The following is a 26,465-nucleotide window of genomic DNA, read 5'->3' as shown; positions in this document are numbered from 1 at the left end:
GGTGCTGAAGGTGAAAGGCTACAAAAATTGTGTTCTGCGGGTAGACCTGTCCACAGGCAGGATCAACAAAGAACCGCTTAATCAAACTTACATAAAGCAGTATCTGGGCGGCGAAGGCTATGGCATCGCGCTGCTTTGGGATGAAATGCTTCATGACGCTGAAGTTTTCAGTTCGGAAAATATTTTAAGCTTCAATACAGGACCGCTGACGGGGACGCCAACACCCTCTGCTTCCAGAACCTCAGTTGTTTTTATGTCACCGCTGACCAACACGATAGGTGCCGCGAACATGGGCAGCCACTTTGGGGCAGAGCTCAAATTCGCGGGCTATGACAGCGTCATCTTCACAGACGTCGCGAAGGACCCGGTCTACTTGTTCATAGATGACGACAAAGTTGAGCTGAGACCGGCGGACCACCTCTGGGGACTCGACACCAGAGAAACCACGGAAAAGCTCAAAGAGGCGTTGGGGGCCGACTTCAAAATCAGTTGCATTGGACAGGCGGGCGAGCTGCTTTCAAAGCTGGCCTGCATTTTCAGCGACGACTGCTTTGCCGGCCGTGGCGGCGCTGGAGCGGTCATGGGCCACAAGCGGCTTAAAGCGATCGCGGTTCGTGGAAGTGGCGCCGTGGAAGTCGCGGATAAAGACACGTTTCTCGAATTCAACAAGACAGCCATTCAGGAGCTGCGCTCCGAAGTCTATACCTGGGGCCCGGTCCACGGTTACGGCACACCGGCATGGCTCGGCGGTGTCAACGAGTACGGCCTGATGCCAACGCGCAATTTCCAGTCCAACGTGTTTGAGGGCATGGATCCGCTGATGCCCCATAACCTCTGGAACGACACTGAAAAATTCACCGTCCGGCGCAGGGCTTGCTACGCTTGTCAGCTGGGCTGCCACAAGTATGTGACCATGGGCGAAGTGGAGGTGGGCGAGCTCGAGTACGAGACTATTGCGGCCTTTGGTCCGCGCTGCGGGGTTAATGATTATCCATCCATAGCCATGGCGAATTATTACGCGACGCTCTATGGCATAGATACGATTTCTGCAGGGGCAACGGTTTCGGCGGCTATGGAGCTCTTTGAGGAAGGCGTCATAGGGGAGAAGGAAACGGACGGTCTCGAGCTGAAGTTCGGAAACGGCGAGGCTATGGCGGAGCTCGTCCGGCGCATGGGCCTCCGGGAAGGCATAAGCGGAGATTTGTTTGCCGATGGTTCCTGGCACGCCGTCAAGCGCATAGGCCAGGAAGCAGAGAAATTCGCCATGACGGTCAAGGGCATGGAAATATCCGCGACGGATCCAAGGGGCTCCTCGTCCATGAGCATTGCGTTTGGAACATCGGAGCGCGGCGCTTGCCACATGAGGCCTTACGCTGCCACCATTGACGGTTTTGGTTACATCTTCCCGGACCTCGACATCCACGAGCCAAAAAACCCTTTTGATGACAACGAATCCAAAGTCTGGCTCAAAGCCGTCAAAGAATATTTTGTCGTTACCAACTTGATTGGCATTTGCGATTTCAATGTCATCAATACAGAGATGCATCCAACGACCATGGCGGGCCTTTATTCCGCCGTCACGGGCATTGAAACTGACAAGCTGGAGCTGTTGAGAAAAGCCGAGAGGGTTATTGCCCTGGAGCGCGCCCTGAACTACGAACGAGGCTTCAGGCGCGTGGATGACAAGCTGCCTAAGCGGTTTATGCAGGAGCCAGCAAAGGCGGGGCCGCCTGCGGGGCGGGTTGTGGATATGGAGACCGCCCTCGACAGGTTCTATGAAGCCTGCGGATTTGATCCTGAGAAGGCGATTCCGACCAGAGAGACTTTTGAGAAACTGGGCATGGGTGACGTGTTCCGACAACTTAAATTGTAGGGCCTTGAGAAAGACGGTAAGGGTGAATGTTTGGAAAGCGTGTTGGGGGCGGAGGTTGCTGGGAAAGGGTGACCATCGGCCCCAATTTTTTAAGCGTTTTGCCTCTGGTCAACGAGGGTATAATATTATTCAGATTGAATTTCAAGAATCAGGAGGTTTACATAATGAAGAACATCACTGTTTACACAACGAAAACGTGACCTCATTGCAAAACTGCGAAGGAGTATCTTTCGCAAAAAGGCTATCCTTACACGGAAAAGGATGTCAACACAGATCCGGCAGCCCAGGCCGAGTTTACGAAGCTGGGGCTCAGAGGTGTGCCGGCGTTTAAAATTGGAGAAGATATTGTCGTTGGACTGGATCCTCAAAAGATTGAGGCGCTGGTGGATTTTCAAATTCAGCGCTGTCCAAGCTGCGGTATTAAGCTTCGCGTTCCCAAAAATAAAGGTAAGCTCAAAATTACATGCAAGAGCTGTGAGAATCAATTCTTTGTGGAAACTTAAAAGCTTTTCGCGGTCTAAGATAAAAACGCACTTTCCGGAGGTGAGTTAAGCCTGCTGAAGTGCGTTTTTTGGTCATGTTTGTGGTAAGATAAAAAGAGATGTCACTGCTGAAAGGGTGGTCCCCCCATGGTCGATATGATTGTCAAAGCTTTGCTTGAGCGCATGAAGCTGATGATGGCTCCCAAAAACGACGAGTCACTTTCCCTCCTGGATATGACATACCTGGAAAAGGCGCTGAACGCCCCTGTGTTTGAGGCGCGTCTGAGTCATTTGATCCGGCAAAAAACTTACGGCGCCAAGGAAGTGTATAATCTCATGAAACCGCTGCTGGAGCGGCTTGCCGGGGATGAGTGGATCGAGGATATGCTTGCCTATTGTCACGACTACAGCATTAATTTGTCGTTCCCGGGAACGGTAACCCGCATTGAAACCCCTAAGCTGAACGCTGTCGCGCGGCTTTATCTGATGGCGCTCATGATTATGTCCGAAGAACAGAAGGACTCAAGGGACGGGACCTGGGAATCGCTCTATCCCATTCGGTTTCTGACGGAAAGAGAAATCTCTGAGCTTGAGGATCCGTTCGAGTACCTGCGTTTTAAGAAGTTTTATGAAGGTGATTTCGTCTATGAAATGATGAAGCTGAATCAGGCGTTGACTGGCTATACAACGCTGGACCACGTCTGCGGGGTCCATCACCTGGCGGTTAAAATTGCCCGTCAGCTGAAATACGCCAAAGTGCCTATTGACCTGGGCCGGGTTTCCGGCGCCGCCGCTGGTCACGACGTGGGCAAGTACGGCTGCCGCGGGGATGAGATCAGGCGGGTCGCCTATTACCACTACTACTATACCGGAAGATGGTTTGAGGAGCGGGGCATTACGTATATCCGCAACGTTGCCATCAACCACTCCACCTGGGATCTTGAGGTTGAGAATCTTTCTCTGGAATCCCTGGTTCTGATCTACTGCGATTTCAGGGTAAAGTCGAATGATGAGGGCCAAATGAGCTTTTTCACGCTTCAGGATTCCTTCCAGGTCATTCTGGACAAGCTGGACAACGTGGATGAAGCGAAGGAAAATCGCTATAAAAAAGTGTATAACAAACTTTTGGACTTTGAGGATTATATGCATCATCTCGGTGTTTCAACAGATCCGGATGAAGTGGATGACTTTAGCAAACCTTACAAACGCAAACGCGTCCATTACTCGCTGATTCAAGGGGACGCGCTGGTGACCCATGCAAAATTTACGTCCATAGAGCACAACATCCTGCTCATGCACAGGCTCAGGGATGAAACGACGCTCAACCGGATGCTGGAAAGCGCGAGGGGCCTTGAAAACGCCAACGATCTGAGAGGGTATATCGACATCCTGGAGGACTACAATACCTACCTGACCATCAAACAAAAGCAGATTGTTGTCAACTTCCTTTACAGCAAGCTGACCTCTTCAGAAGAGGATGTACGCAAGCAGTGTGCTTTCCTGATGGGGGTTCTGATTGCCAATTTGGATGAAGCTATCCGCAAGGAACTGCCACCCAGCGCGGTTGTAGAGAGCCACGAAGAGGAAAGTGTAGAGATGTTCAGGCGTTACCTCCACAGGATGCTTGAGCCGGAGCAGAAGATTATTGGAAAACACCGGGGCTGGATTGCCTACAGTATTCAAAACATGCTTCGCAGCTATTTTACGGCTCAAACGAACCTTGAAAAGCGGCAGGCGAGCATCCGAATCCTGTTTGAAGTTTATGACCACTACGCGAAAGACGCGGAGAAGCGCCAATACATGCTGAACTCCTTCCGGGCCCTGCCGGTTGAAAGCATGGAGGATACCAGCACGCACCTGATGCGCGAGATTATTTCTGATGCGCTTAAATCGGACAACCTGATTTTGAGAATCAACGCCATGAACGTATTGTCGGACTTGTTCCAAACACCGGAGCTTGTGCCTGACAGAGCCTTCCTTGTCGAGCGCCTGAAGGCTATGGAAGAGGACGAAATGCACATTGCAGAGCGGTATGCGCGGGTGCGGATTCTTGAGACTATTGGAGAAGGGAACCGCCTGGAATTCATTCACCGTATTTTCCGTGAAGGCGGCGGAGAAGTTTCGGACGTTTTCCTCAGCAACCTGAAGACAGCAACCCACGACATTATCAAGAAATACCAGATTCACATGCTGCTGGACTACGCGACACAGATTAAACGTTCTGAGGCGTTTTATACCGCCATGCACTTCAGCAATCTGCTGAAGGTCAGCGCTTTTGAATCCGTGCGCAATACAGCCGGGGTCGGGCTGATCCGGCTGATTAACGATCTGACGTTTGAACAGCGCAATGACATTGTCATAGAGCTTCTGCGTGCCCTTGAAATGGAAAGCTATCAATTCACCAGGTATATACCGGAATATTTGGGCAAGATTATCCTCAGCGTCAAGCCCAAAGAACTGGATGAGATCCTGGACGACTTCAGGGACAAAATGAAACGCTCGAACGCTCAGATAGGCATGCTGATCGCCAAGACCGTAGGTGTCATGATACGAAATTATGGCCTCTATAAAGTGGTCTACGCGGAGTCGGACGAAATATACAGGGAGCGGCTCTACACCATGCTTGGGATTCTGCTCAATGGCCTGGTCAGCTTCATACCGAGCGTTACGGAAGCCTCTATGGGTGTTATAGGCAAGGACATTTTTGGTGACCGCGGGATGCTGTCAGAGGATAAGCTTCTGATGTTTAAAATGGCCATTAAGAAAATACTGAACCTTCAGCACAACACGGACGAAACAACAGAATTGATCTTTTTGAACAATTCCTCAGGCCTGAAGCATATTTACAATTTCATTTCTGAATATGAGCACATCGAAGGGCGCATTGATATCCCGGTCAAGGATCGCGTGGCGTTTTTCCCGGGCTCCTTTGACCCGTTTTCCCTGAGTCACAAGCAAATTTCCAGAGATATACGCAATATGGGCTTTGATGTGTATTTGGCAGTCGACGAATTTTCCTGGTCAAAGCGAACGCAGCCAAATCTGATTCGCCGGGAGATCATTAAAATGTCGGTGGCAGACGAACTGGAGATTTTTACTTTTCCGAGAGATCACGCCATCAATATTGCGTATTCACCAGACCTGGAATTTATCCGCAACTTGTTCGCGCCATCAGAAGTCTATATTGTCGTGGGCAGCGACGTCATTCATAACGCTTCGGCTTATAAGATCAGTAACGCTGAGTCCGGCGTTACGACATTTCCTCATATTGTCTTCGACCGCAGAATCGACGGCGGTGAGGGTGAGGATGTGATCCTGAAGGAGCGAATGACCGGACTTCCGGAAAACAGTATTGTGCTTTCGCTGCCGCCTCAATTCGAGCTCATCAGCTCAACCCAGATTCGGAATTATATTGATGACAACAGGGATGTCTCTGAGCTCGTGGATCCTCTCGCCCACAGATATATTTACGAAAAGGGGCTCTATCAACGGGAGCCGCAGTTTAAGGAGACCATGACGACCAAGTCCCTCAATGTCGAGATTGTCACAGCGCCGGATGATGCGCTGCTGCGCTGTCTGGCTGAATATGCAGGTGAAGAACCGGAGCACTTTGTTCAGCAGATCAGAGAAACGTCCAAGCTCACAGACTTCAGAATGCTGATCGTCCGCGGCGTGGAAAGCGACGTGCCGCTGGTGGGCTTCTCCTGTTTCCACTGGCTCCGTTCCGCGAATATTTATACAGAGTTCAGCAGTGAGAGATTGATGAACACTATTCGTGACGAGTGTATGGGACGGCTGATTGTCATTGACGGCATCTATGCTACAGAAAACCGGATGCACCGGAATCCAAAGCAGATGCTCCTGACGGAGACGCTGGCATTTTGTCTTGCCAAGGACTATACGCACGCCCTCTTCAGGGATGTGGTCGGCGGGCAGATTGATCCCGATATGGTTGAGATTCTGGAGCTTCAAGGCTTCCGGCCTCTTGACAGTGAAGAACCTGATGAAGTGGTCTATTCCGTCGATATGTCCTCTCCTTGTACGCTGAACCTCGACATCAAATCCCTGATTAAAGATCCTTACAAAAATTCTGAGAAAGTCACAGCAGCCATTTTAAAGGCCAGAAAGCGCCTGCAGCGGGCTATGGCTTCGCTCTATCCTGGACACCTCGTTCTGAGTTTTGATCGGTCTATGATTTATGAAAGCCTCATCAAGAAGATCTGTGACGAGAACCAGGTCCCTACGACACCTGTGGTCCCAAGACAGCTGGGTGACTATATGTGCGTCCCGTTCGGTGACATTCTGAAACGGTGGATCATGCCGAATACGGTCACTAAGGCCATACACGTAGAAAAATATTTTAATTCATCCCTCGAAGCTTACAGAATTGAAGCTTATCCTTATTATTTGGATCTGGACAATCAGACCAATATGCTGAAGTCCTTTAACCGGCCGGTAATGATGGTGGACGATATTCTGGACAAAGGCTACCGAATCAAGGAAATTGAGCCGGTGATGCGGCGCCATAATGTTAAGATCCGGAAGATCTTTGTGGGCGTTCTTTCAGGACGGGGAAAAGCGCTGATGGAATCCAAAAACATTGATGTTGAGACGGCTTACTTTATCCCAAGAATTCGCGTCTGGTTCAACGAGGGCAAGATGTATCCGTTTATAGGCGGAGACGCGGTCTGGAAAGCGGACGCGCCTGAGCGTAATATGATCCCTTCTGTCAACCTGATCCTGCCATATGCGTCGCCAAGCTTTATAAAAGGCGCCAGTATTGCCAGCATCTATTATCTGTCAGAAATCGCGATTGAAAACAGCAAAGAAATTCTTATGGCCATAGAAGAGGAATATCAGAGGGAGAATGACCGGCTCCTGACTTTCTCGAGGCTCGGGGAAGTTTTCGTTTATCCAAGATTTCCGGATAAAGGGGATGACATCCGCTATGATGTCAACCGAAAAGTCAGCGAGTATCTGGATCTGGATCTTGAAACGCTAAGAAAACTCAAAAAAATGCTGGTGGTGGATAAAAGGTGAGACTGTATCGTTATGAGGACTGTTTGATATTAAGTGAGCAAAGTATCCGTGATCTTGAAAAAAATAGAATATTTCCGGAACCGGATGACGATTTTGGCGACATCCACGCGCTGTATTACGCAGTGCGCACAGGCACCCACGCCAAGGTGCTGACCCGTTTTGTAGATGACAGTGACGCCATGGAGGCCAAGGAAAATCTGGCGTACCTTGTGGATCACAAGCGTGGACGAAGTATAGTCTCGGAGCTTGAAGCCTATCTGCCGGTGCACCTCATTCAGGCCTTGAGATCCTTAAAAGCCTTTTTCATCAACATAGATGCGCCTGGCTGGAGGGAAACCATAGGCCGGCTGCCGCTTGCGAGACCCGCTAAAGTGAATATCATGGGTTTGGGTGACGTTGGAAGCACCCTGGCAATAGGTCTTCTGCTTCAGGGAGAAAAGAGTATTGAAGAGATTGGGCTTTATGATCTCGATGAAAAGAGGATTCAGCGCTGGGTCATAGAGCTCGGTCAGATTGCCAGAGGCTCCGGAGACAACTTTCCTAAGGTTCGCGGCTTGAAGCACGACGAACTCATGGACTGCGACGTCTTCGCCTTCACAGCTACGGCTGGCATTCCGCCGCTGTCCGTTACCACTGGGGACGTCCGAATTGTCCAGTACGAGGGAAACTCACGAATTGTGGATGAATACGCCCGTATGGCCAGAGAGAAAAAATTCAGGGGTTTATTTGCGGTCGTTTCAGATCCGGTGGATCTGCTGTCGAGACGCGCGTATGACAGTTCCAACCGAAACGAGCAGGGCGTCTTTGATCAAAAGGGATTAAGGCCGGAACAGGTCATGGGGTTTGGTCTTGGTGTCATGTATGGACGGGCCCGTTATTTCGCCAGAGCCCTTGACGTCAGCTTCGAACATGGCAGAGCGTATGGGCCACATGGCAAGGGCCTCGTGGTGGCGAATGATGCCCTGAGGGGACAGTACGACCAAAAGCTGTCAGAAAAGCTGACCAAGATGACAGTAGAAGCTAACCTCGAGATCAGGGAATTGGGTTTCAAACCTTATATTGCGCCTGCTCTGGCGTCTGGGGCGCTGTCTATCCTGGATGCCATTGAAGGTCAGTGGCACTACAGCTGCGTCAGTATTGGCGGCGTCTATTTTGGCTGCCGGAACAGGCTGACACCTTATGGCCTGGAAGTCGAGCGGAAATCTATGGATCCCAAATTAGTCCGCCGAATTACGGCTGCATATGAGGAGCTGGAAAATCAATGGAGATTCTTACAGTCATCAGCCCTGGACTAAAAACTGAAAAGCTGCGACGGATGATTTCAGACGTCATATCCGGCGCGGACTGTGAGCCGCAAATAGTTACCGGAAGCGAAACGTGGCCGGCTGACTACAAAGGTCGAAAGCTTCTTTTTGCAGTGGAACTGGACGAGATTGGAAGTGATTTTGAATTTCTGACTTATCTTAAAGCCTTGTCACAATCCAAACCAAATTTTGAGGGCGCTCATGCGGCCCTGCTGATCAATGCCTCAACGGAGCTTTTCAGCAAGACTTTTGCAAAGCTGGCGATCTTCAACCTGAATCAGCTGGGCCTTGCCTTTATTGGAAAGCCCCTTGTCGAAGCGCTTCCGGAGGAAATCAACCTGAAAACCTGGCAAAAGCATACCGCTGGAACACGGCCTGAAATCCTTGAAAGGCTCTGTAAAGATCTGGGGTACAGGCTGAGCCAAGCGAGAATTGATAAACCAAGCCGACTCAAGCTCATGGTGCTTCACAACAGTGATATCAGAACGTCTAACACGCTCATGCTGACGCACAAAGTTATTCAGCGACTTGAAGGCTATCTGGGAGACCGGCTAAAAGTCGAAGAAATTCGCCTTGAGGATGGGACAATCCGGGATTGCCGGGGCTGCACCTTCCACACTTGTATGTCTTTTGCCGAGAATAAAGCCTGCTTTTACAGCGGCGACAAGTTCACTCAAATTTTCGCGTCCATTGAGGAGACGGACGCAATTTTATGGGTGTGTCCAAATTACAATGACACGATCAGCGCCGTCCTCATGGCCACGATCAACCGGATGTCCGGAATATACAGAACAGTCAGGCTGGATCAAAAGCGCATTTATGGCATTGTCGTTTCTGCGAATTCCGGCGGTGACAGCGTTGCCATGCAACTGATTGATGGTCTTTGCCTCAACAAGGGCTTTATGCTGCCGCCGTATTTTGCCCTGATTGAAATTGCCAATGAACCGCTGAGTGTGCTCAGGAATCGAGGGATCGACGCGAGGATTGAGGCGTTTGCAGGACATATTGGGCTGCAGCTGCAGGAATAATGGGAAGCTGGTGATTAAGGCAGAAATGCCTCTGACACCGGCTTTCTTTTTTACTGATCAAAATTCAAAAAAATTTGCCGATGGTCACCTGCTCAAACACTGCTATTAGAGCACATATAGCGTTAAAAGACATATTTTAGTTAACATAATATTCAAAAATTCCAGTTTCTGTGCTTGAATTATCTGAATATTGTGATATAATAGGGCCATACAAAAAGTTAAGAGATCAGTTACTTGCAAGTGTACTTGAAACCCCGTAAAAAGGCGTTAAGTTCACCAGAAGTGTAATTGAATCATCTTAATTTTTTCGTATTTTTGAAGCTCACCGAATAAAGGAAAGAGGTGGTTCCACCAAAAACAAATGTTGAAGTATCAAGTTTGATTCAAAGTGGCCATTCGTCTTTTCCGATCCGACGCTTCAACCTGTAATGATGGTTGGCGATTCGGCAGCCTAAACGGCACGTTGATGTGACGAGTGACTCTGCGAAGTGCACATCAACACAAGCAACACAAGCAACACAAGCAACGCAAGTAACACAAAGCAACATGAGCAACACAATGAATTAAGGTTTACAGGCAACACCAGAATTAATGTCAACGCCAATCAGCAATACAAGCAATACAAGCAACACAAGCAGTACAAGCAACACAAGCAACAAAAGTAACACCGCAACACAATCAATATAAGTAATACAAGAAACAAATCAACAAATGCATTGAAAGCAACATCTGCTACAAGGTACTTGAAGTACTGAGCACTACCAGCAATATGCAACACATCAACACATCAACACATCAATACAAGTTTTTAATCAATTAGCTTTACCATTTATATCAGTAATAAGTTTTTCCTGGCACTACCAGTATTATGAGTAAAGTCACTGTATTGGCAATACCGGAAAAATTGGAAGCATGCTTCAAGTAAAATTGAGCAACACAAGCAACACAAGCAACAAAAGCAACAAAAGCAACAAAAGCAACACAAGCAACAAAAACAATTGAATAAGGTCTAAAAAAGCAATTGTTTGAAACAAAATGGTGTTGACAGTTAAAAGTTAAGGTATTTTGATTTTGCAACAAAGATTTATTAAGCGAAGTAAATGCAATTTGCAGTGGTTGACGCTTCATCAACCCACTAGGTAAGTCGGTGAGCAAAAGCAACAACACTCGAGTGGTAAAAATCAATCGTAAAGGAACTATGAATTTGGAAATTGAAATGAAAAGTTAAAGGCACGCTCCGTTAAGCAACATGGGAACGTGCCTTTAGCTATTTTTTGTGTGGGTAAGACTTGGATGTAAAAATTATAGCATTGAAACGAAAAGAAAAGGGAATGCTTATTTTTTTCGAGTCAGGTAGGGGTCTTGACGCAGCTGCTTGTGGATGGTTTTCCATTTATTCCTTATTTCATTTCTGACCTGTGGATCCGTCTTGCTTTCAATATATTTGGCTTCGCGCTGCAGTTTCAAATAGTGGTCCAGGACCCTTTGGTCCAGCTGGTGGCTGGCAATGGCTTTTAGGACAGCGCAGCCAGGTTCATCAATATGACGGCAATCTTTGAAACGACAATGCTCTGCCAATACTTCTATTTCTTCGAAAGTATTCTCGAGACCGCTGCCCTCGGTACGCCATAAGCCAAACTCTCTCATTCCAGGCGTATCGAGCAAATAAGCGCCCCCTGGAAGCTGAATGAGTTCGCGGTGGGTTGTCGTATGCCGACCCTTGCCGTCTCCGCTGCGAACCTCATTGACCTTCATGGTGGCTTGATGGGTCAGCGCGTTTACGAGCGATGATTTTCCGACACCAGAGGCACCAATGAGCGCAAGGGTACAGCCTGGATAAAGCCATGGAGAGAGGGCTTCAAGACCCTCACCCTGAAGTGCGCTTATAGCCACAATATCGACACCATGAAGCCGGACTTTCAGGTCACTGACCACGGTTTCCCATTCAGGGCAAAGATCCCGCTTGGTCAGAAGAATGACCGGAACTCCGCCGCTGTCCCAAGCAGCGCTCAAGTAACGCTCAATGGTATTCAACCTCATATTGGCTTCAACGGGCATAGCGATTAGTACATAGTCAAAATTCGCGGCGACGACCTGTTCCACAAAGGCGGTTCCCGCAGCTTTTCGGATCAGGGCGCTGCGACGCTCAATCAAGCCGTCGATCAGTGCGAGGGTTTGATCCTCTGAAAATTTGAGGCCCACATAATCTCCGGTGACTGGAAAATCAGAAGGGGTTAAGGCATTATGGCGAAACCGGCCAGTCAAATCCGCCTGCATCTCTCCTTTGGCGCTGACGACTCGCCAGGCGCGGCCGTAAGAAGCGGTAACCCTGGCGGGTTCAAGCGTGTCTCCAAAGGTGCGGAGCCATTCACTTTTCAGGCGGTTGTCCATATAAAATGTCATTGATGTCTGATTCAATATTAAGACCTCCATAGTTCTCAGAGCATCACTTGTAAGCCGCCAGCTCAAAATTATCCAGCCAGACAATAGTCCCTGGCGAACTGAACTGAAGCTTCATGGATGTAATGTCGTCGTAGTTGGACTGAAGTGTGACCATCTCCCAATTGGAGGTGGACTTTGGCATCAGTGTCATTTTTTTTGTAAATTTAAGGCCGTTGTCATCATAGCCAAAAACAGTCAGTACAATGCGATCTGTCGTACTGGACTTCATCCAGAAAGACAGCGCTGTCGAACGGTTGACAGCGAGGTTATCCAAAGTGATCTGCGCCTGGTCTGAGGTGGTCATGTCCAGTTTGAGGGAGGAGGTTCCGGTGCGGGCAGCTTTGTTGTCATAGCTGATGTTGCTGCTGATATTTGAGGCCTCAATGCCGCTTAAAGGATCATCTGACCCCGTGAGGACGCCCAGCTCTTCACCTGGCGCGAGGGGGACTTCTCCTTCAGGAAGAGAATGCTCGACCACCTGGCTGTAGGCATTGCTCCAGCGGTAGCGGTCCTTGACTAAAAGCGTGATTTTGTATTTGCCGCCATTCTTGAAGGAAACGGTTAAATCAAATTCGTCCGATGACAACAGTTCAGTGCCGTCTTTGTCGATACGCCATGAGATCTGGGTGAGCTTATTGTCCGAGCCGGAAACCGTGCTTTTGTTGATGAAATGGTAAGTGCCATTGTCCTCCATAGTCTCAAAGCGGGCAACCGGTGCTTTTCTTGTGAATAGCCCCGTCAGAATGTTAAAGAGCCCAAATAGGACAAGGGCAGCGACTGCGATCAGCAGAATCCAGGCGAGCCATTTAAACTGCCTTTTCTTGACAGGTTTCTTTTTGGGTTGGCTCGAGCGTTTTGCAGGTTCTTCGGTGACGAAGAGATTATCGAGTTCAATGGCTCGAGTGTCGCCGTTTACATTGCTCCCCGCATCAGGTCTGAGTCCAGTGCCAGTTCCAAGTCCGGCGTCAGCCCCAAGTCCGGCGCCAGCCCCAAGTCCGGCGTCAGTCGCATTCTTGCCTGCAGCTGCGCTTGTTGCCGCAACCCCGGCAGCTGCGCCTATACCCGCTGCTGCGCCTATGCCTGCTGCAGCGGCAGTTTCCCCGGCAGTTGTAGGATCTGATCCCGGTGTTGATGACACCCTGGAGCTCGGTGGGTTATTCGTACCGCCCATGCGCTCGCTTGAGGCCATAAGTCCGGCGAAGGTCCCTCTGGCTGCGGCCAGCGTTGAAATAGCACCTACTGAAAGCCCGGCCATCAGGTTGCGAATCCCGTCTGACTCAAATTCTTCGTAAGCGGTTTCGTCTGGTTTCAGGATCAGGCCTATCGCGCCCGAAAGCTTCTTGCTGACAGCGCGTGATTCCATGGCGTCATCAAAAGATCGATCCAGTACAATCAGTTCTTTGGGCTCAAGACCCGTATCCTGAACGACAAACTGGCTGAGGTCTATCAGAAGTCCTTGAATTGCCGGAGGCAGGACTTCATAGGCAGACACTTGATCCAGGTATAGCTCTGCAAGTCTGAGGCGGTCGCTGGGCATAAGCCGTGGAGAGTCGATCAGCTTTGAGAGCGGGGCGCCCTCAGGATATGAAGTTACCAGAATAAGTTCGTTTTGTGTGCTTTCAATATGTATAATGTTTTTAAGGGCACGTTTTAAAAGCGAATATAGGCTGTCATCAAAGGTCTGGTCCTTATAAAAGCGGTTGATGACGACGGCCTCTCCGGGAGATTGCTTTGGCGTTCCCATCAGAATGCGCTGTCTCGAGTTTTGCTCAAAAATTTCCTTTATGTCAAACTGTTCCATATATGCTTCGCTCATGAACGTCACCTCTCAAAGTAAATTTTCAGAGATAGGTCTTTTGTACATTATATAACAAATAACCTGTACTGATAAGGCCGTACTTGGACAATTCGGGGCTTTGTTCTATATTGCCTCAAATCACGGACACTGGGCTGCTGCAATAACGGAAAAATTTTGCTACACTGTGAATGAAAAGCTGTTTTTATGAAGGTCGCATTTTTAGTGTACTTTGAAATAAAATATTTTGGAGGGGCTCGTATGGTTCAAATTTTGCACCTTGGGGATTGTCATTTTGATGATGCCTATTATCTTAACAGACCTGAACGCAGGCGCCTTCTGGATGAAAGCCGTGAACAGGCGCTAAGGGCTGCCGTGGAAACTGCGGTTAACCGTCAGGTGGATCTCTTTGTCTGGGCGGGAGATGTTCTGGATGGAGAACGGCGGGTCAGCCTGAAAACCAGGAGCCTTCTGGAGCAGGCGCTTTCAGAGCTTAAGGAGGCTGGTGTCGAGATCGCCTGGATGACGGGAAACCATGATCCCAAGTGTTATTTGGAGAGTCAGGGTTTGGACCAGCTTCTGCATGCTTACGGCGTGCATATTTTTGACGGCCCGGTCAGAACGGTTGGGTTGACGGCACGGGATGGAAGCCCCTACAAGATTGTAGGATCCGGTCATGAAGAAAAAGGATTGATGGAGAACCGGCTGAAGACTTATCCGGTGAAGGTGGAAGGGGTTGTGACCATCGGCCTGCTCCACGGTTCTGTACAGGGGGGGACGCTTCAGCCGGATGGGGGACAAAGCGGGGAAAGTTTGGGACTGCCGCCGGGTCTGAAGCCTGAAGACCTGTATTTTCCATGCTCAAAGTCGGATTTGAGACGGTTGGGTTATGATCTGATTTGTCTCGGGCATGTCCATGTGCCCTATAAAATTGACGGGGCGGATCTGCCGGCCTATTACGCCGGCAGTTTGACGGGGCTGAGCCATAAGGAGACGGGAAGCCGGGGGGCCTGGCTCCACCGTCTTGGACACGGCGGGCAGACCAGCACGTTTCTGACGCTTTCGCCGCTGGAGTGGAGGACAGTAGCGCTGGACGTGACGCCGGAGTGGTCTCTGGAGCAGCTCAATGAAGCGCTTCAGGCTGTGCTTAAAAACCGGGCAGGGCAATTGATGCTGCGGCTCAGCATCAACGGTGTGAATGACAAGATTCTGACAGCGCTGCGGCATGATCAGGAGACGCTGAGGGACCGGATTGGAAATGCGGTGGAAGCTGCGGAAGTCGAGCTGCGCTTTGATATGGTGCCCGAGCGGGTGCTGGAGCTGCAGCGGACAGGAGATACCTTCGCGGCGCACCTCAGCAGGTGCCTGGAAAATCCTGAATTCATGGGGGCGGTTTGGTCTGTGTACGCCCAGCGGGCCCTTGGGTTTGAATATGAGGGCGAAGGGGACGGGCATGAGGAAAATGAGGATCACGCCCAGGTGCTTCAGGCGGCGCTGCATGACTTGTGGCCTCGCTGGATGGGCGGTCAGCGGTATGGGGGAGGTGGACGGTCTTGAACTTGATCGAACTGACACTTGAGGGCATTGGCGGTTATGACGAGGCCAGGACGTTTGCGTTCAGGCCTGGACTGAATTTGCTCGTTGGGCCTAATGAAGCGGGAAAGTCGAGTCTGAAACGGGCGGCGGAAATTGCGCTTGTGGGCTTCAGGTCGGCCCAGGACCGTCGCGTGGATTCTGAGCAGGCTCGGGTGGAGGCCCGGTTTTCTTCGGAAAGCGGACCGGTGAGAATCCTGAGGGCTTTTGGTAAGAAAGCGAACGGCCAGCGCATCCAGGAAACGACGTCGGAAGCCGTGAACATTGGAAACGGGGCAGCGTTTGAGGGTGTTGAGCCTGAGGTCTTCGCCTCCCTGTTTTCCATAGGGGTGGATGAGCTGACCGAGCTCAGGCGCCAGGACTGGGAAAGCATTGAAAGCCGTCTGGTGGGTCATCTCGCTTCGACGGGTATGGCGCTGCCTTCGGAGGTGCTGGATCAGCTCTCCGCTGAAATGACTGCGATTTATAGGGAGAATGGCAGGGGAAACTACGAGCTGAAGGCCATCCTGTCGGCCCTCCGGACTATACGCGAACAAAGGCTTACGGCGGCTGCGGCCCTGGAAGCGGAGGCGGACCTGGACCACCAGATCTCGGCGCTGAAGGTCAGATTAGAGGCGGCAGAGACTGAAGCCCTGCTTTGGCAGAGCCGCGCGGATCATATACAGCGGCGGCCGGATCTGATCGCACTGGTTAGGGAAGTGGAATGGTACGTGCAAAAGCTGGAGGCGCATGACGACGCCATTTTACCTGACCGTGAGGCCTTTGAAGCCTACGAGAACGTCAGACAGCGGCTTGAGGCAGTGGTAGAGCCTGAAAACAGAGCTAAGAAGTCTGCGGTGACGTATAGCTTCGCGGCAGTGACGACGCTGTTGGTGGCGTTCGCTGTGGGCGCCGTTCTTGAATTTGTGCCCGTCGCATTTGCGGGGGTAGCTATTGGGACGTTCCTGGCCTGGAAGGGATATCAGGAGAAAAAGGAGGCCGCCATGCTGGAGGGCCAGCGTCATGAAATGGCGCTGGCGGAGACCCAGTTTATTGATGAACTCCCTTTTCAGGGCCCCCTTGCTGTAGAGGAGAGTCTTGCGCTGCTGGAGCTCAGGGAAAAAGAAGCGGTACTTAGAGCCCGTTTGAATGCGGACGCGGATTACGCCTGCTTTAGCGCGTGGCTGCCGGATCAGCCGCTGGAGGAGGCTCAGAGCTTTGCAATGAAAGCCAGACTTGAGCTTGCCGCTCTTGAAAACCAACATTTAGCCCTTGAGTTAAAATCAAAGCGGCATGAGATCGAAGCGGAAATTGAAGATTTGGAACGGGAAATCCTTGGGCTGGAGCGTCGTCAGTCCCAATGCGTCTCCGAATGGAATAAACTGCTTCTTGAAAGCTTGATTGTCACTTCAGCAGATCAAACCTTTAAGTCCCAGCGTCGCTATGGTTTTCTGGAGGGGGCTTCCGTTTACCTGAAAAAGTTGACGGATAACCGCTATACGGCTTTGCTGGCGAGAGAGGAGGCGCCGGGCAGGTATCTGGTGGAGGGCCCCGAAGGCCTGAAGGCTGTGGATGAGCGCCTCAGCCGCGGAACGCAGGAGCAGGTATACCTGGCCTTAAAGCTGGGGCTGGTGGATGCGCTTGATCCTGAGGGCCGCTGGCCGCTATTTTTGGATGACGTGGCGGTCAATTTTGACAGGATTCGCCGGGCGGGCTTCGACGCGCTGCTCGAAACCATTTCAAAACGCCGCCAGGTGCTGTATTTCACATGCCGGGATGACCTTCCGGCGGGTCTTGGGTCGAACCTGATCCGGATGGGTGAGGAAAGTCGCGGTGAGGCAGGTCGCATCTAAAAGGGAAAACAGGGGGCTTGACATCAGAACAAATGTTCTGTATGCTGTAAGTATAAAGACCCTGCTTGAAAGAAGGTGATACCTGTGAAAATAGTAGCGAAGCCCGTCGAAATGATTGCTTATTTTGAGGAGGCTGGAGGCGCTATCCGGCCAGTCAGATTTCGCATGGAGGAAGAAAATCAGCGGCGCGTGACTGTGAAGGTGGAGCAGGTGCTCTGCGTCGAGCGCGAAAAACTGGCGGGACATCCCATGGTTCTTTACCGCTGCCAGAGTGAAATTGAAGGGGTGGAGCGCGTTTTCGAGCTCAAGTACGACATTGAGGCCTGCAAGTGGATTTTGTTTAAAATTTAGTCCCGCGGAAAAAAATATGCCTTCTATGGGGGATCTCTGGGTATATCAGGGTATATAAGGAACAACAAATCCGTGGGAGGGGGTCCGACCAATGAGCATCCATCATTTTCACTATAACTTTCGCGAAGAATTGACCAAGAAGCTCAAGGAGCACTATTCAGAGGATATTTCGAAGTATCGTCATGAAATGACTCGGGTTCAGCAAATTGACGAAGCGGAGCAGCTCATTCTCGACTATTTCGAACGCCTCGCCGCCGACCTTGAAGAGGTTTTGGCGGTCTCAGATGGCGAGGTGGGTCTTGAAGGTCCTGAAGGCGACACTATTGTCCGGTTCTCCATCCGGGAAAACTTCATTCGCTTTACACGCCGTGACAAGTTTATTGAGGTCAAGGTGGGCAAGTATGATGACGTAGATGACATGGTGGAGTCAACTATTCTGGGTTATGTCGTCGCTGGCGAAAAAAAGGCTCAAACCAGGCGTATAGGTAAGGTGCATGGCGGCGCCAGCTTTGACGAAAACACAATGAATCAGTACATGCGCGAGGCCTTTGGGAATTTGTTCAAGGAGTTCAGAGTCGAAGAAGAGCTTTTGAAGGAAGAGGCCTTGAAAGAATAGAGTTTGAAGGAACAGCATCTTAATAAAGCATGAAAATGGCAAGGCGGCTTGGAATCAGACCGTCTTGCCATTTTTTTAAGTGGATATAAGCGGCGTTAAAGCGCCGAGCGCATCATAGGATAGTCCTCGTCGCCAACCCCGCCCATGACCGGCTGAACCCCGGTGTGGAGGAAGGAGCCCCGCTGGATGACGCTGTTGCCGTACTTGAGGCGCAGGTCGTCAATGGTCTTGTCCAGGGCGCTGCGGGCGAGAGCCCTTGGGTGGTCGAAAAAAGACAGCTGCTGTGCCGTTTTGGGCGAAAGGTCGCTGATCCGCACGCCGACGTGGCGGAGAGGCACTCCGGTCCAAAGCGCGTCAAAGAGGCTGCAGGCCTCCCGGTACAAGTCGTCCGTGGAGTCGCTGCGGTAGAGCAGTTTCTTTTGGTGTGAGAAATGCTCGAAGTCTGAATGCCGGATCGAGACGGAGACGAGGCCATAGGTGAGCCCCTTGTCCCTGAGGCGCATGCCCACCATTTCCGACAGGGACAGCAGATAGAGCCGGGCAATTTTGGGATCGTCCACGTCGAAAGGAATGGTGGTGGAGTTGCCAATCCCCTTGACTCCGTCATGTTCCGATTCCAGCATGCCGGCGCTGTCTATGCCGTTGGCGTAGCTCCAGATCACGTCGCCGTGCTTTTTGAACCGGATCCGCAGCAGGGTCCGGTCGAACCGCGCCAGCTCCCCAATAGTGCGGATGCCCATGCGGTCGAGCTTTTCCCTGGTGGCCCGGCCCACCATGAACAGGTCCCCTACCGGGAGCGGCCACATTTTTTCCTCGATCTCCTCCGGGTAAAGCGTGTGGACCTGGTCCGGCTTTCGAAAGTCTGAGGCCACCTTGGCCAGCAGTTTGTTGATGGAAATTCCAATGTTGACGGTGAAGCCCAGCTCCGTGCGAATTCTGTTTCGGATTTCGTGGGCCACCTCCACCGGACTTCTGCCCCCCAGACGCACATCCGTCATTTCCAGGAAGCATTCATCAATGGAGAAGACCTGAACCCGGGGTGAGTATTCCCTCAGAAGTGCCAGCATGGCCCGGTGGCAGCGTATGTAGAGCCCGTAGGTCGGGCGGACGAGGACGAGGCTTGGGCACTTGAGCAACGCGGCGCCCACGCTTTCGCCGGTCTGTATGTTGTAGGCCTTGGCCGGGATTGATTTGGCGAGGATGATCCCGCGGCGTTTGGTGACGTCGCCGCCCACCGCGGACGGGATGCTCCTGAGGTCCAGAGTGTCTCCCATCTGAAGCCTGTAGGCTGCCTCCCAGGATAAATAGGCGGAGTTGACGTCGACGTGAAAGACGATGCGCGAAGCAGACATGAGACGCCCTCCTTTCTTATTGTCTTTTCACTTACAGTTTAACAGAACAAATGTTCTAAATCAACTTGAATAAAATAAAAATATCCCCGATGGTTTTTTAACATAAAAGGGAACCAACCATGAACGGCAGGCGTCTAAGCTCTCATGGTGAAAAGTGAACTAAGGTATTGAACTAAGGTATTGAACTAAGGTATTGAATTAAATTGTTAACAAAAGATAATATTGTTAACTTATTCACGTGGGTATATTCTATTAGACGTTTTATATAAGAAGGGGGGATCCTATTGGCCGCAATAGAAGTCAAAGGGCTCAGAAAAGTATATCGTCTGGGCAGCGAGAAAGTCGTCGCCCTGGACCGGATTGACCTTGAAATTGAAAAAGGTGAGGTGTGCTGCATTCTTGGCACCTCGGGTTCCGGCAAATCGACGCTGCTGAATATGATGGCGGGCCTTGAGAAGCCTACCAAGGGCACCATTGATATAGAGGGCCACCGGATCAGCGCCATGAATGAGGCGGAGCTGGCCCGTTTCAGGCAGAAGAATGTGGGCTTCGTCTTCCAGTCCTACAACCTGATTGCCGCCCTGAATGCGCTGGAAAATGTCATGATGCCGCTGATGTTTCGCCGGGTGCCCAAAGGGGACCGGGAAGAGATGGCCATGGACATTTTGACGAAGGTTGGACTCGAAAAGTATATTGCCCATAAGCCCAATCAGATGAGCGGCGGGCAGCAGCAACGGGTGGGAATCGCCCGGGCGTTCGTGGGCTCGCCGGATATCATTTTTGCGGATGAGCCTACGGGGAATTTAGATACGAAAACCTCGGAGTCAGTGATGGAGATCATGCTGGGGATGGCCCGGCAGAATGAGCAGACCTTGGTGATTGTCACCCATGACCCAGAGGTCGCCGCCTTCGCGGACAAGGTTGTCCACATCCGGGATGGCAACGTTGAATCGATTGAAATCATGAGGGGAGAAGTGAAGGAATATGTCCATGCTTAATCAATCGTTGGCGCTGAGCCGACTCCTGGCCATTGGCCTGATGGTGGTCATGCTGGTGACGGGGGCGGCGCTTCCCGCTGCCGCGGCTGAAGTGACCGGGGTGACGGGGCCCTATATTGCGAAGGTTGGAACTTTTAACACGTCCCTCTCCTCTAAAGTGACTTCGATCCGGACGGGGACGGACTTTGCCCTGGTGCTTGCCCTGAAGGCCGGCGCGGATTATGAGGGGGTGGGGCTCAGCACGTCGTCACTCAGTACCTTCAGCCCGCTGGATGGCCTTGCGGGGATGAAGCGGGTTACGTCACCATCGGCAGCAACGCTCTCTGGGCTGGGGATTGCAGAAGCAGCCCGGGAGGATTACGTCTATTACAGGATCGACCTTGAGTACAAGGGCAACGGTGAAGGGGCGCTGCCGATAGTGATCCGAACCAGCGAGGGCACCGTGGAGGAAACCATTGTGGTGCCGGGCATCCGGGTGGTGGAAGAGCGGCCTGAGCCGGAGCCGCAGGTGTATCAGCCGGTCATCCGGGTGAAGGACGGGGCGTCGACGCCGCTGATGCTTTCAGGCTCCAAGGGGACGCTGGAAATTCCGCTGACCAACATTTCGGAGGACGACGCGAAGCAGGTGATCGTGACTTTTGCGGAGCCCGGGGCCACGCCGTTTAAGCTGGACCAGAGCGTCACCCATGATACGATTGACCGGCTGTGCTCGGAGGATACGGAGGTGGCGCGGTTTGACGTCGTGGTGTCGCCTACGGCGCAGACGCGCATCTATGCCATCAAGCTCCAGCTTCAGTACAAGGATTCTGACGACAAGCCGCATACGGATGACAGCCTGGTCTACTATGTGCGTGTGAAGGCGGCGAATGTGGAGCCAACCATCGGCATAACAAGTTACAGGTTTATGGGGGATAAAGTGGCCGCGGGGGTCAAGGACCAGATTGGGCTGGTGCTGGAGAACGCGGGGACGATTGATGCAGGTGATGTTCGGATCAAATTGACGGGCTTTGACGCGTCGAACCTGAGGCTCGACGGGGACATGGAGACGAAGTTCGTGGGGATTATTGGCGGGAAGCGGACATCCGTGGTGACGTTCAATATTCTGGCGCCGACCGGGGCGAAGAGCGGGACCCATGAGCTGACGGCGGAGATGACGTACATTGACATGGATGGCAAGGCGTATACGACGACGTCGAAGATTTATGTGCCCATTGAGGGGGATGAGCTCAGCGCGCTGGACATGAAGGTGCTGAACCTGGCGCGGCCGCGGGCGGTGAGCGCTGGCGGGATTTTCTCGGTGTCCTTTGAGGTGAAGAATGAGGGGCGGTCCGCGGCGGAGCTGGTGGAGGTGTCCATGGAGTATCCGGGTGAGGCGGTCGTGCCAAAGACGTCGCCGCGGAGAACCTTCAGGGTGATTGAGCCGGGGGCGTCGGAGACGCTGACGTTTACGTTCCAGGCCCGGGAGAAAGCCGCGACGAATTTCTATGATCTTTATGCCGTGGTGAAGTACAGCAGTGTTGGAAGCGCGGAGCAGCTGCAGGTCCGGGAATACGCCGGGATTTCGGTTGTGGGGTCAGAGGACGGCGGCGGTGACGGCGTTTCGGGCCGGCCTAAGATCATCATCCGGGACTATGGCTTTGGCGGGGATACGGTGCTGGCAGGCTCGGAGTTTGACCTGGAGCTGGAGCTTTACAATACCAGCTCTGTGGAAGGCATCCGCAACATCAAGGTGACGCTGAAGCCTGAGGAGGGCGTGTTTTCGCCTATGGACATGGCGAGCTCATTCTTTATTGAAGCTATGGGTCGTAAGGAATCTATGACCAAGGTCGTCAGGATGCGGGTGAAAAATGACGCTTCGGTGAAGGCGTACGGACTGACGGTGACCTTTGAGTATGAGGACAGCGCGGGCAATGCGTATGACGATCAGAACAACCCTTACAAGGAGGAAGAGGTCGTGAGCATTCCGGTGATTCAGCCGGTGCGGCTGGAGACGTCTGAGATTGGGATTCCGTGGGAAGCTTACGTGAATAATCCGATTCCGCTTTCGTTTGAGTTTTACAACCTCGGGAAGTCGACTTTGTATAATATGATGGTCAAGGTCGAGGTGGAGGGGGAGCTCCAGATCCAGGGCTCCAATTATTATGTGGGCAACTTTGAGGCTGGACGCAGCGACTATTTTGATACGACGCTGATCCCTATGGCAGAGGGCCAGGCGGCTGGCATGGTGGTGTTCGAGTACGAGGATGCCAACGGTGAGGCCGGGCGGATTGAGAAGCCGTTTTCCGTCAATGTCATGGGAGATCCTATGGGAATACCGGGAGAAGGTTTTCCGGGAGAAGAGGTGCCAGGTGAGGGTTATCCGGGTGAAGGCGGTCCGGTTCCTGGGCCAGGCTCCAAGCTGATGATTCTGGCTGTGCTGGGCGCTATGACCGCTTTGATGGGCGGTGTGATGCTCTGGAAGCGCAGGGCGGAGAAAAAGCGCAAGGCTGCGCTTGAGGCGGTGGAGGACGATGAATAGTGCGGATTTAATTTCCATGGGCATGAAGAACCTGCTGCGCCGCAAGACCCGGACAATCCTGACGGTCCTGGGGGTGGTCATTGGTACGGCTTCCATCGTGGTGATGATGTCTCTGGGCATAGGAATGAACCGGAATTTTGAGGAGCAGCTCAAGAACATGGGGAGCCTCAATATTATTGATGTCAGTCCGAACTGGGGCTATGTGGAGCCGGGGATGCCGGCGCCGGGACCGGGTGGTCCGGGTGGCGGGGAAGCGCTGAAGCTCAATGATGAGACGGTCGCGCTCATTGAGGGGCTGCCTGGCGTAGACGCGGTGATGCCCATCATGTATCAGAGCATGCAGCTGAATGCCGGGCGCTATTTCACGTATCTGAATCTCAACGGTATTGACATGAGCAAGGCGGATTTCTTCGATTTTCAGTTGGCGGAGGGGTCTTTGCCGGATGGAAGCGGGAAGTATGAGCTGCTCTTTGGAAGTGGTGTAAAGGATTCGTTTTATGATCCGAAGTCCCGGGTGTATACGGGGCCGCCTCAGGTAGATTTGATGACGGTGCGGCTTCTGGCGCTGCCGGATAACGCGGATATCACTCAGCGACCACGGGGCGTGAAGGTTCAGACGGCTGGGCTTCTGGCTCAGAGCAACAACGAGCGGGACTGGACGGTCTATATGGATATAGCGCAGCTGACCAAGCTGAAGGAAGAACTGGCGAGGATGTCCGGGAATAATGGCGGTGGCGGAGGCGGCGGTGGCCGCGTCAGGCCAGACCCAAATGCGGACAAATATGGTCAGCTCAAGGTGAAGGTCAATGACCTGAACAAGATCCAGGAAGTGCAGCAGCAGATCAAGGATATGGGGCTGCAGGCCTGGAGCCTTTCAGATATCCTGGAGTCCATGAAGCAGACGACAGCCGGGATTCGGGCAGTGCTGGGCGGGATAGGTGCCGTGTCGCTGTTTGTCGCGGCACTGGGAATCACGAATACCATGGTCATGTCGATTTACGAACGAACCCGGGAGATTGGCGTCATGAAGGTGCTGGGGGCGGAGCTGCCGGTGATCAAGCGGCTGTTTCTGTTTGAGGCGGGCATGATTGGCTTCTTTGGGGGGCTTTTAGGGCTCGTGTTGAGCTACTCAATTTCCTGGCTGGTGAACTCTGTAGGGGTGAGCCTGTTCAATATTGGCTGGGGCGAAACCACCGGCGGAATTTCTTTTATTCCGCTGTGGCTCAGCGGGGCGGCCCTGATTTTTGCCACGGTTGTGGGCATAGCGGCCGGGTTTTATCCGGCGCTGAGGGCGATGAAGCTGAGTGCGTTAGAGGCAATACGTAATGAATGACGCAAAGGCAAACGTCCGCGAAAGCTAACATCCGCGAAAGCTAACAGACGTGCACAAATAGAAGCAGCACCGTCAGCTGAGAGCTTGCTCTCAGTTGTGCGGAGCTGCTTTTATTTGTATAGGGCGCAGCCCGTGACCGAAGCGCAGCCTTTAATCACGCGAAGCGTGGTTCGAGGCGGAGCGAGGTGCACGTCTGGCAGCGTGAGGTGTAAATTACGCAACACGTTGAAGAGAGCTTGCTCTCGGAGGTGTGAGTGTTCTTAAATTTATATAGGGCGCAGCCCGTGACCGAAGCGCAGCGCAGCGGAGCGAGGTGCACGTCTGGTAGCGTGAGGTGTAAATTACGCAACGCGCGACAGAGAGCTTGCTCTCGGAGGTGTGGGATCACTTTTGTTTGTATAGGGCGCAAGGAATTGAAAAAACAGCGAGAAGCAGCGATGAAAGGGTTCGATTCGCTGTTTCCCGCTGTTTTATTTTTTTTGAATGATAGTATATACTTCAGAAAAAAGGGGGGTGTTTTTTAAGCTGCCGACTTTTGCGAATTTCAAATCAAGCTGCTTGATCGCTGTCCATATTTCTTATGCTCTTCAAAAGGTAACTTGAAAGAAGGAAGCCGAGAATCGCAAAACCTGTCATCATAGAAAAGATGATTTTATAACCCGCCATACCTGGATGAGTGTCGAGTATATTACCATAGACCGTATAGAGAAAAGCACCAGGCAGGTAACCGATTAAGGAGCCTAAAGACATAGCGGAACCTGTAATTTCACGCGGCACTTTGATTTCTTCCATTGGTGCAAAGAAAACTGCACGCATGCTGAAAATAAAGGCACCTACGACTAATGTCAAGAACATGCCAAAGTAAAGATTCAAGGATTCGTGAGGAAGATTCATATAGATCAGCATAACAATTGCTGTGAGAAGAAAAGCGATTTTGAGAAATTTTGTCGCTGATTTAAGAACTTTATCCGTTAGATATCCACCAACAGGCCCGCCAAGCATTTTGAGACCATATTGCTTAATGATGCCATAGGCGCCAAGAAGTACTAGAGGGAGACCGTAGATCTCCTCAAGAAATGGTGTGAAATAAGTAATGCCACAGTAAGCACTGTATACAAAGAAGACATTGAAAGCGACAAACCATATGTATTTATTTTTTACAGCTCTTGTCATGCCTTCAAAAGCGACTTTATTCTTACCAACTCGTTCACCCTTGGAATTGACTTCGCTTACTTTATCGTGATCTAACAGGAAATAAGAAACAACACCTATAATTATTGGTACTGCAGAAAAAAAGAGAATTGCGCCTTTTAAACCATTTGCGTTGCTGCCGAGATATCCGAAAATGCCGAGAGCACCAAAGGCGACAACGGTGTCAACCAGTCCCCGACCTGCTTCCAGGAGGCCAAACATTCTGCCTTGTTCGCTTTTGTTGCCGAGTAAGCGGACCGTTTTAAGCATGATTGGCCAAAATAGCATATCGGCGAAAATGGCGAGTAGACAATAAGCGATTAGAAAATACGTGAAAGAAGGTAAAGTCGAGAGTAATAATCCAACGGCGCCGGTACCGATTAAAGAAATTGGAATCATAATTTTCTTTGAGAAACGATCAGATAAATAAATGGATGCCAAGAAACCAAAAGTGGAGATAAAGCCAGCGACACTCATTGCTAATCCGATTTGGGTGTGGGACAGATTCATGAACTGTTGCATGGGCACGTAAAATGCATCCTTAAGAAATCCTAACTTGTAGATTGTACCCGCTCCAAAAATCAGTGATGCTAAAGATGCCCATTTCCTCGTTGTGTTCAAATCTTTGTTCTTCATAGCACTTTCCAAAATGACTCCTCCTTAAATTGGCGTGTGTGATCTTGTGTGGAATGAGGTTATTATATTACTGAATTTGTG

The 26,465-nt window shown here is 51.4% G+C and carries 16 protein-coding genes and 1 pseudogene; 12 read left to right on the top strand and 5 right to left on the bottom strand.

Translation table 11 applies throughout. The annotated features are described in order from the left end of the window. The first annotated feature begins 10 nt into the window (after positions 1 to 10). From BLP63_RS04235 to BLP63_RS04215, 5 genes and pseudogenes are all read left to right on the top strand, one after another. Complete coding sequence (locus tag BLP63_RS04235) at positions 11 to 1,873, top strand: aldehyde ferredoxin oxidoreductase family protein (RefSeq protein ID WP_170829284.1); 1,863 nt, start codon at positions 11 to 13, stop codon at positions 1,871 to 1,873. A 212-nt stretch (positions 1,874 to 2,085) separates the two neighbouring features. Then, positions 2,086 to 2,376 (top strand): annotated as a pseudogene (locus BLP63_RS17165) (glutaredoxin domain-containing protein); the annotation flags it as partial. A 126-nt stretch (positions 2,377 to 2,502) separates the two neighbouring features. Next, on the top strand, positions 2,503 to 7,395 hold the full coding sequence (locus BLP63_RS04225; RefSeq protein ID WP_092589651.1) for a nucleotidyl transferase family protein: 4,893 nt from the start codon (positions 2,503 to 2,505) through the stop codon (positions 7,393 to 7,395). Beyond that, on the top strand, positions 7,392 to 8,690 hold the full coding sequence (locus tag BLP63_RS04220) for a lactate/malate family dehydrogenase (RefSeq protein ID WP_092589650.1): 1,299 nt from the start codon (positions 7,392 to 7,394) through the stop codon (positions 8,688 to 8,690). The genes BLP63_RS04225 and BLP63_RS04220 overlap by 4 nt, the downstream gene beginning before the upstream one ends. After that, positions 8,657 to 9,727 carry a flavodoxin family protein gene (locus BLP63_RS04215; protein ID WP_092589649.1) on the top strand — a complete coding sequence of 357 codons (1,071 nt, stop codon included), beginning with the start codon at positions 8,657 to 8,659 and terminating at the stop codon, positions 9,725 to 9,727. The genes BLP63_RS04220 and BLP63_RS04215 overlap by 34 nt, the downstream gene beginning before the upstream one ends. A gap of 834 nt (positions 9,728 to 10,561) precedes the next feature. On the opposite strand, the gene BLP63_RS16665 is transcribed toward BLP63_RS04215, so the two are convergent. The 3 genes from BLP63_RS16665 to BLP63_RS04205 form a co-directional block, all read right to left on the bottom strand. Next, positions 10,562 to 10,855 carry a hypothetical protein gene (locus BLP63_RS16665; RefSeq protein WP_139159774.1) on the bottom strand — a complete coding sequence of 98 codons (294 nt, stop codon included), beginning with the start codon at positions 10,853 to 10,855 and terminating at the stop codon, positions 10,562 to 10,564. Positions 10,856 to 11,062: 207 nt separating this feature from the next. After that, on the bottom strand, positions 11,063 to 12,145 hold the full coding sequence (gene rsgA / locus BLP63_RS04210) for a ribosome small subunit-dependent GTPase A (protein WP_170829283.1): 1,083 nt from the start codon (positions 12,143 to 12,145) through the stop codon (positions 11,063 to 11,065). A 28-nt stretch (positions 12,146 to 12,173) separates the two neighbouring features. Then, positions 12,174 to 13,985: a hypothetical protein gene (locus BLP63_RS04205; RefSeq protein WP_092589647.1), complete on the bottom strand. Its 1,812-nt coding sequence runs from the start codon at positions 13,983 to 13,985 to the stop codon at positions 12,174 to 12,176. Between the two features lie 240 nt (positions 13,986 to 14,225). On the opposite strand from BLP63_RS04205, the gene BLP63_RS04200 reads away from it, so the two are divergent. From BLP63_RS04200 to BLP63_RS04185, 4 genes are all read left to right on the top strand, one after another. Further along, positions 14,226 to 15,521 (top strand): metallophosphoesterase family protein, encoded by a 1,296-nt coding sequence (locus BLP63_RS04200; RefSeq protein WP_170829282.1) that lies wholly within the window; start codon positions 14,226 to 14,228, stop codon positions 15,519 to 15,521. Continuing rightward, a complete protein-coding gene (locus BLP63_RS04195) occupies positions 15,518 to 17,389 on the top strand; it encodes an ATP-binding protein (protein WP_170829281.1) in 1,872 nt (623 codons plus the stop codon). Before BLP63_RS04200 ends, BLP63_RS04195 begins: the two co-directional genes overlap by 4 nt. An 84-nt stretch (positions 17,390 to 17,473) precedes the next feature. Further along, positions 17,474 to 17,740, top strand: a complete 267-nt coding sequence (locus tag BLP63_RS04190) for a hypothetical protein (protein ID WP_092589644.1) — start codon at positions 17,474 to 17,476, stop codon at positions 17,738 to 17,740. Positions 17,741 to 17,831: 91 nt separating this feature from the next. Further along, on the top strand, positions 17,832 to 18,356 hold the full coding sequence (locus BLP63_RS04185) for a hypothetical protein (RefSeq protein WP_092589643.1): 525 nt from the start codon (positions 17,832 to 17,834) through the stop codon (positions 18,354 to 18,356). A 95-nt stretch (positions 18,357 to 18,451) separates the two neighbouring features. Here the strand turns inward: BLP63_RS04185 and BLP63_RS04180 are convergent, their stop codons facing one another. Further along, positions 18,452 to 19,708, bottom strand: a complete 1,257-nt coding sequence (locus tag BLP63_RS04180) for a DNA polymerase Y family protein (RefSeq protein ID WP_092589642.1) — start codon at positions 19,706 to 19,708, stop codon at positions 18,452 to 18,454. A 284-nt stretch (positions 19,709 to 19,992) separates the two neighbouring features. On the opposite strand from BLP63_RS04180, the gene BLP63_RS04175 reads away from it, so the two are divergent. From BLP63_RS04175 to BLP63_RS04165, 3 genes are read left to right on the top strand one after another with little or no spacing between them, the layout of a single operon-like run. Continuing rightward, positions 19,993 to 20,706, top strand: coding sequence for an ABC transporter ATP-binding protein (locus BLP63_RS04175; protein WP_092589641.1), 714 nt, complete (start codon positions 19,993 to 19,995; stop codon positions 20,704 to 20,706). Continuing rightward, positions 20,699 to 23,224 (top strand): COG1361 S-layer family protein, encoded by a 2,526-nt coding sequence (locus tag BLP63_RS04170; protein WP_139159773.1) that lies wholly within the window; start codon positions 20,699 to 20,701, stop codon positions 23,222 to 23,224. Before BLP63_RS04175 ends, BLP63_RS04170 begins: the two co-directional genes overlap by 8 nt. Continuing rightward, complete coding sequence (locus BLP63_RS04165) at positions 23,217 to 24,557, top strand: ABC transporter permease (protein WP_092589639.1); 1,341 nt, start codon at positions 23,217 to 23,219, stop codon at positions 24,555 to 24,557. The genes BLP63_RS04170 and BLP63_RS04165 overlap by 8 nt, the downstream gene beginning before the upstream one ends. A gap of 549 nt (positions 24,558 to 25,106) precedes the next feature. On the opposite strand, the gene BLP63_RS04160 is transcribed toward BLP63_RS04165, so the two are convergent. After that, positions 25,107 to 26,396, bottom strand: a complete 1,290-nt coding sequence (locus BLP63_RS04160; RefSeq protein WP_242870786.1) for an MFS transporter — start codon at positions 26,394 to 26,396, stop codon at positions 25,107 to 25,109. Between the last annotated feature and the right edge of the window lie 69 nt (positions 26,397 to 26,465).

The organism is Acidaminobacter hydrogenoformans DSM 2784 (genome assembly GCF_900103005.1).
In the GTDB taxonomy this organism is placed as follows: Bacteria; Bacillota; Clostridia; order Peptostreptococcales; family Acidaminobacteraceae; genus Acidaminobacter; species Acidaminobacter hydrogenoformans.
Note: the sequence above shows the minus strand (reverse complement) of the source record. Positions and strands in the feature narration are given on the sequence as shown.

Excerpts from the sequence above, each read along its gene's own strand:
- BLP63_RS04165 (WP_092589639.1), top strand. The coding sequence starts at position 23,217 with ATGAATAGTGCGGATTTAATTTCCATGGGCATGAAGAACCTGCTGCGC.
- BLP63_RS04185 (WP_092589643.1), top strand. The coding sequence starts at position 17,832 with ATGAGCATCCATCATTTTCACTATAACTTTCGCGAAGAATTGACCAAG.
- BLP63_RS04200 (WP_170829282.1), top strand. The coding sequence starts at position 14,226 with ATGGTTCAAATTTTGCACCTTGGGGATTGTCATTTTGATGATGCCTAT.
- BLP63_RS04225 (WP_092589651.1), top strand. The coding sequence starts at position 2,503 with ATGGTCGATATGATTGTCAAAGCTTTGCTTGAGCGCATGAAGCTGATG.
- BLP63_RS04180 (WP_092589642.1), bottom strand. The coding sequence starts at position 19,708 with ATGTCTGCTTCGCGCATCGTCTTTCACGTCGACGTCAACTCCGCCTAT.
- BLP63_RS16665 (WP_139159774.1), bottom strand. The coding sequence starts at position 10,855 with ATGAAGCGTCAACCACTGCAAATTGCATTTACTTCGCTTAATAAATCT.
- BLP63_RS04205 (WP_092589647.1), bottom strand. The coding sequence starts at position 13,985 with ATGAGCGAAGCATATATGGAACAGTTTGACATAAAGGAAATTTTTGAG.
- BLP63_RS04215 (WP_092589649.1), top strand. The coding sequence starts at position 8,657 with ATGGAGATTCTTACAGTCATCAGCCCTGGACTAAAAACTGAAAAGCTG.
- BLP63_RS04170 (WP_139159773.1), top strand. The coding sequence starts at position 20,699 with ATGCTTAATCAATCGTTGGCGCTGAGCCGACTCCTGGCCATTGGCCTG.